The organism is Kitasatospora sp. NPDC127035 (assembly GCF_042726075.1).
Lineage (GTDB): Bacteria > Actinomycetota > Actinomycetes > Streptomycetales > Streptomycetaceae > Kitasatospora.
On the sequence record NZ_JBHXDN010000051.1, the window covers coordinates 69078 to 76062 of the forward strand.

Consider the following 6985-nt stretch of genomic DNA (forward strand, 5'->3'; position numbering starts at 1 on the left):
CGTGACCCGGGCGCCTGCCCCCTGCCCCCTGTGACGGCCTCGGACCGCGCGATCGGCGGATCCCGGCCCGTCGGGGGGATTCCCGCCGGCGGGCCGGGATCCGCGGCTAAGGGACTCCTAGGGGTTGAGGGGCCCGAGGGACCGCTCCTAGCGTCTGGGACGGTACCGCCGGTCCGCGGTGCCGTCCCACCCTGCGATCCCGGTGACCACCGGAGTGAGGTGACGCGCTGGTGTCGACTGAGCAGAGGCTCCGGGACTATTTGAAGCGGGTGACCGCCGACCTCCATCAGACGCGCAAGCGGCTGGCGGAGGCCGAGGCCGGCGCCCGCGAGCCGATCGCGATCGTCGGGATGGCCTGCCGCTACCCGGGCGGGATCACCACTCCGGACGAGCTGTGGAAGCTGGTGGAGGAGGGCCGGGACGGCATCGGCCTGTTCCCGACCGACCGCGGCTGGGACGTCGAGGGGCTCTACCACCCCGACCCGGACCACCCCGGCACCTCGTACGCGCGCGAAGGCGGGTTCCTCTACGAGGCCGCGGACTTCGACCCGGACGTGTTCGGGATCTCGCCGCGCGAGGCGCTGGCGACGGACCCGCAGCAGCGCCTGCTGCTGGAGACGGCGTGGGAGGCGCTGGAGCGGGCCGGGGTGGACCCGTTGGGCCTGCGCGGCTCCCGCACCGGCGTCTACGTGGGCCTGATGTACCACGACTACGCCGCGCGCCTGCTGGACGTCCCGGACGAGGTCGAGGCGTACCTCGGGACCGGCAACTCGGGGAGCGTCGCCTCCGGCCGGATCTCCTACACGCTCGGCCTGGAGGGCCCCGCGCTGACGGTGGACACCGCCTGCTCGTCGTCCCTGGTCACGCTGCACCTGGCGGCCCGGGCGCTGCAGGCGGGCGAGTGCGATCTCGCCCTCGCGGGCGGGGCCGCGGTGATGGCGACCCCGGAGACGTTCGTCGGGTTCTCGCGGCAGCGGGGGCTGGCGGCCGACGGCCGGTGCAAGTCCTTCGCGGCGGGTGCGGACGGCACCGGCTGGGGCGAGGGCGTCGGCATGCTGCTGGTGGAGCGGCTGTCGGACGCGCAGCGGCTCGGCCACCCGGTCCTGGCGGTGGTGCGGGGCACGGCGGTGAACCAGGACGGTGCCTCCAGCGGTCTGACGGCGCCGAACGGCCCGTCGCAGCAGCGCGTCATCCGCCAGGCGCTGGCGAACGCCGGTCTGTCGCCGCGGGACGTCGACGTGGTCGAGGCCCACGGTACGGGGACGACGCTGGGCGACCCGATCGAGGCCCAGGCGCTGCTGGCGACGTACGGGCGGGACCGGGACGGCGGCGACCCGCTCTGGCTCGGGTCGATCAAGTCGAACCTCGGGCACACCCAGGCGGCGGCCGGGGCGGCCGGCATCATCAAGATGGTCCAGGCGATGCGGCACGGCGTGCTGCCCCGCACGCTGCACGTCGACGCGCCCACCCCCCAGGTGGACTGGGCGTCCGGGGACGTGGAACTGCTCACCGAGGCCCGCCCCTGGCCGGAGGTGGACCGTCCGCGCCGGGCGGCCGTCTCGTCGTTCGGCATCAGCGGCACCAACGCCCACGTCATCGTGGAGGAACCCCCCGCCCCCCAGACCCCGTCCGTGTCCCAGACCCCGTCCGCGCCCCGGGCCGCACCCGCTCCGGCGGCCGGCCGGGTGGTGCCGCTGGTCGTCAGCGGACCGGACGCCGACGCGCTGCGCCGGCAGGCCGGACGGCTCGGCCGCCACCTGCGGGAGCATCCGGACGGGTCCCCGGCCGACCTCGCCCGGTCGACCACCCTGCGGGCCGCGCTGCCGCACCGGGCCGTGTTCCTCGCGCAGCGGACCGACGACGGCCTGGCACGGGCGGCCGACGCGCTGACCGCCTGGGCCTCCGGAGGCCGGGGCGAGGGCATGGTCGAAGGGGTCGCGGTCCGCGGGAAGCGGGCGTTCCTCTTCACCGGCCAGGGCGCGCAGCGGGCGGCCATGGGGGCGGCACTCGCCGCCGAGTTCCCGGTGTTCGCGGACGCGCTGGCCACCGTCACCGCCGCGCTGGAGCCGCACCTGGGCGTGCCGCTGGCCGTCGCGCTCCACGACGAGGACCTCGTCCACCGGACCGAGTACGCGCAGCCGGCGCTGTTCGCGGTCGAGGTGGCGTTGCACGCGCTGCTCACGCACTGGGGTGTGCGGGCGGACGTCCTGGTCGGGCACTCGATCGGCGAGATCGCCGCCGCGCACGTGGCCGGGGTGCTGTCGCTCGCGGACGCGGCCACGCTGGTCGCCGCGCGCGGCAGGCTGATGCAGGCCCTACCCGCCGGCGGGGCGATGCTCGCCGTCGGAGCCTCCGAGGCCGACGTCCGGGCGGCGCTCGGCACGCTGGACGTCGCGGCGGTGAACGGCCCGGCGGCCGTGGTGGTCTCCGGGGCCGCGGACGCGGTGGAGGAGGCGGCCGTGCTCGCGGCCGGGCGCGGCTGGAAGACCAACCGCCTGCGGACGAGTCACGCGTTCCACTCCCGGCTGATGGAGCCGATGCTGGCGGAGTTCCGGACCGTCGTGAAGTCCCTGGCCTTCGCCGAGCCGTCGACGCCGGCGGTGTCGAGCGTGACCGGCCGGCGGGTGGGACCGGGGGAGTGGTCGGACCCGGAGTACTGGGTCGAGCAGGTCCGCCGGCCCGTCCGCTTCGCGGACGCCGTCGGCGCGCTGGACGGCATCGGCACGCTCGTGGAGCTCGGCCCGGACGGCGTCCTGACGGCGCTGGCCCGGCAGCTGCGCCCGGACGCCGTGTGCGTCCCGACGCTGCGCAAGGACCGCGACGAGCCCACCACCGCGCTCACCGCGCTGGGCACGCTGTTCGTCCACGGCTTCCCGGTCGACTGGAGCGCGGTGCTTCCCGGCGCGCGCCGCGTCGACCTCCCGACGTACGCGTTCCACCGGCGGCGGTTCTGGCTGGACGGCCCGGCCGAGGAGCAGCCGGGCACCGAGGGGTGGCGCTACCGCGTCGAGTGGCAGCCGGCGGGCGACGTCCTGACCGCCGGCCCGCCGGCCACCGACCTGCCGGGCACGGACGCCTCGGCCACCGACCTGGCCGGCGCGGAGCCGCGGACCGGCGCCGGGCAGACCACCGCGCCGCAGCCCGCCGCCGCGCCGGACGGCGCGTGGCTGGTGCTGGGCGACGAGGACGGCGCGCTCGCCGGCGCCCTGCGGGCCGCGGGTACCGAGGTGGTCGCCGAGCCCGGGCCGGCCCTCGCCGGTGTGCTGGCCGCGGTGTCCACCCCGGAGCAGGCCCTCGCGGTCGTCCGGCAGGGCCTGACGGCACCGCACTGGTTCGTCACCCGGCGCGCGGTGGCCACCGGGCCGGACGATCCGGCGCCCGACCCGGGCCCGGCGGCGGTCTGGGGACTGGCCCGGGTCCTCGGCCTGGAGCACCCGGACCGGTGGGGCGGACTGGTCGACCTGCCCGAACGGCCGGACGCCCCGGCGGCGGCCCGGCTCGTCGCGGTCCTGGCCGGCGGGCTCGGCGCCGAGGACCAGGTGGCCCTGCGGGCGGCCGGCCCGGCGCTGCGCCGGCTGGTCCCCGCGCCCGTGCCCGCCGGCGCCCCGCGCTGGCGGCCCGGCGGCACCCTGCTCGTCACCGGCGGGACCGGCGGCCTGGGCGCCGAGGTCGCCCGCTGGGCCGCGGCCCACGGCGCGCAGCGGCTGGTGCTGGTCTCCCGTCGGGGCGCCGACGCCCCCGGCGCGGCGGAACTGCTCGCCGAGCTGCCCGCGGCGCAGGCGCACGCCTGCGACCTGTCCGACCGGTCGGCGGTCGCGGCCCTGCTGGCCGAGGTCGGTGCGGTGGACGCCGTCGTGCACGCGGCGGGCGTCAGCCGGGACGTGCCGCTGGCCGCCGAGGACGCGGACCACCTGCGCGCCGTGGCGGCCGGCAAGGTCGACGGCGCGGTGCACCTCGACGCGTTGCTGCCGGACGTGCCGCTGATCGTCTTCTCCTCGATCGCGGGCGTCTGGGGAAGCGCGGAGCAGGCCGCCTACGCGGCGGCGAACGCGGCGCTGGACGCGCTCGTCGAGCGGCGCCGGGCGCAGGGCCGGCCCGGGACGGCGATCGCCTGGGGGCCGTGGGCCCGGATCGGCATGGCGGCCGACGACGAGGTCGCCGACCGGCTCCGGTTGCGCGGGCTCACCCCGATGGCGCCGGACCGGGCGCTGGACGCGCTCGGCGTGGCGGTCGGCGCCGGCGACGCGTCGGTCACCGTGGCCGACGTGGACTGGGCGCGCTTCGTCCCCGTGTTCTCCACCGCGCGGCCCCGGCCGCTGCTCACCGGCCTGGCCGCCGACCCGCTCACGGACGGACGGCCCGGCGCGGTCCCCGCCCGCGGGGACGTGGCCGGGCAGCTGGCCGCCCGGCTGGCCGAGGCCGCCCCGGCGGAGCGGGAGCGGATCCTGCTGCGGCTGGTCCGGGACGAGGCGGCGGCCGTGCTCGGCCACGCGTCGGGCGCCGCGGTGGCGCCGGAACGGGCCTTCAACGAGCTCGGCTTCGACTCGCTCACCGCCGTCCAGCTGCGCGACCAGCTGATCGCCGCCACCGGACTGCCGCTCTCGCCGACGCTCGTCTTCGACTACCCGAACGCCGAACGGCTCGCGGGCCACCTCGGGGAGTCCCTCGCGCCCGTGCCGGAGACGGTGGACCTGCCCGACGAGGAGATCCGGCGGGCGCTCGCAGCGATCCCGGTCGAGCGGCTGCGGGAGTCCGGGCTGCTGCCCCGGCTGCTGCGGCTGGCGCCGGTGGAACCGGCCCCGACGCTTCCGGGGCCGGGCGCGCCCGCCGAGGACCTCGACGCGATGGACGTCGAGGAGCTCATGCGGCTCGCGCTCGGCTCCGCCGCCCCCGACGAGGACTGACGCCCCGGCGCCCGTACCCGCAACCCCCGCCCCCTGCCCGGGGGACCCCGCCCGGGGGCCGGCGCCCCCCCCCGGGGGCCCCCCCCGCGCGGCGCCCCCGCCCGCCCGCCCCGCCCGCCCCCGCCCGGGGGCACCTGCCCCGGGCCGGTGCCCCCGGTCACCCTCACCAGCCCCTGTCACCTGTCGCCCGCGACGTACCCCGTCGCCTCCCACGTGAGCATTTCCGAGGCCCCAGAGCGGCCTGACGAGCGGAGTGGACCATGACCCAGCCGGACGAGAAGCTCGTCGAGGCCCTGCGCAGCGCACTGAAGGAGACCGACCGGCTCCGCCGTCGGCAGCAGGAGGCCGAGGCCCGGGCCTCCGAGCCGATCGCCGTCGTCGGCACGGCCTGCCGCTACCCCGGTGGGGTGCGAGGCCCGGACGACCTCTGGCGCCTGGTCGCGGAGGGCAGGGACGCGGTCGGGGAGTTCCCGACCGACCGGGGCTGGGACCTCACCACGCTGTTCGACGACGACCCCGACGCGCCCGGTACCTCGATGGCGCGCGAGGGCGGATTCCTCCACGACGCCGGTGACTTCGACGCGTCGCTGTTCGGGATCAGCCCGCGCGAGGCCCGCGCCATGGACCCGCAGCAGCGGCTGCTGCTGGAGTGCGCGTGGGAGGCGTTCGAGCGGGCCGGCCTGGACCCGCTGGGCCAGCGCGGCACCCGCACCGGTGTCTTCGCCGGCAGCAACGACCAGGACTACCTGGGCCTGCTCGGCGACCGTCCCGGCGAGCTGGAGGGCCACCTGGGCACCGGCAACGCCTCCAGCGTCCTGTCCGGCCGGCTCGCCTACACGTTCGGCCTGGAGGGCCCGGCGGTCACGGTCGACACCGCCTGCTCGTCCTCGCTGGTCGCGCTGCACCTGGCCGTGCAGGCGCTGCGCAGCGGCGAGTGCGACCAGGCGCTGGTCGCCGGCGTCCTGGTGATGTCGACGCCCGGGACCTTCCTGGAGTTCTCGCGGCAGCGCGCCCTCGCCACCGACGGCCGCTGCCGGTCGTTCGCCGCCGCCGCCGACGGCACCGGCTGGGGCGAGGGCGCCGGGGTGCTGCTGGTCGAGCGGCTCTCCTCGGCGCGGGCCGCCGGCCGTCCGGTCCTGGCCGTGGTGCGGGGGACGGCGGTGAACCAGGACGGCGCCTCGAACGGGCTGACCGCGCCGAACGGCCCGGCCCAGCGGCGGGTCATCCGGGAGGCGCTCGCGAACGCCGGCCTGACGGCGCAGGAGGTCGACGCGGTCGAGGCGCACGGCACCGGGACGACGCTGGGCGACCCGATCGAGGCCCAGGCGCTGCTGGCGACGTACGGCCAGGACCGGGCCGAGGGCGAGCCGCTCTGGCTGGGCTCGCTGAAGTCGAACATCGGGCACACCCAGGCGGCGGCGGGCGTCGGCGGCATCATCAAGATGGTCGAGGCCATGCGGCACGGGCAGCTGCCGAAGACGCTGCACGTCGACGCGCCGACCCCGAAGGTCGACTGGACCGCGGGGAGGGTGGAGCTGCTCACCGACGCCAGGCCCTGGCCGGCGGTGGGCCGCCCGCGCCGGTCGGCCGTCTCCTCGTTCGGCATGAGCGGTACCAACGCCCACGTGATCCTGGAGCAGGGCGATCCGGTCCGGGAGCCGTCGCCGGCCGCCGGGACCGGGCCGGTGCCGCTGCTGCTCTCCGGGGCCGGCCCGGCCGCGCTGCGGGCCCAGGCCGCCGCCGTCCTGGCGCACGCGGAGGGCGGCGCGCCGCTGGGGGAGGTCGGCGCGACGCTGGCCCGGCGCGCCGTACTGCCGGACCGGGCCGTGGCCTGGGACCTCGCCGGTCTGGAGGCGGTCGGGTCCGGGCTCGTGGCGGGCACCGCGCTCGACTCCACCGACGTGGTGTTCGTGTATCCGGGTCAGGGTGGTCAGTGGCTGGGTATGGCGGTGGGGCTGCTGGAGTCGCGAGCGTTCGCGGAGCGGTTGCGGGAGTGTGATGCGGCGCTGTTGCCGTTGACGGGGTTCTCGGTGGAGGCGGTGCTGCGGGGCGGGGACGACTGGTTGGCGCGGGTGGAGGTG

General features: G+C 77.7%; 2 protein-coding genes. Both read left to right on the top strand.

Annotated features, from left to right (window positions below):
- Window positions 1–230: 230 nt before the first annotated feature.
- The gene (locus ACFWIC_RS28905; protein WP_380520368.1) at window positions 231–4904 is read left to right on the top strand and encodes an SDR family NAD(P)-dependent oxidoreductase; all 4674 of its coding nucleotides are present in this window, start codon (window positions 231–233) and stop codon (window positions 4902–4904) included.
- A 260-nt stretch (window positions 4905–5164) separates the two neighbouring features.
- A partial coding sequence (locus ACFWIC_RS28910) for a type I polyketide synthase (RefSeq protein ID WP_380520369.1) occupies window positions 5165–6985 on the top strand: 1821 nt, incomplete at its 3' end.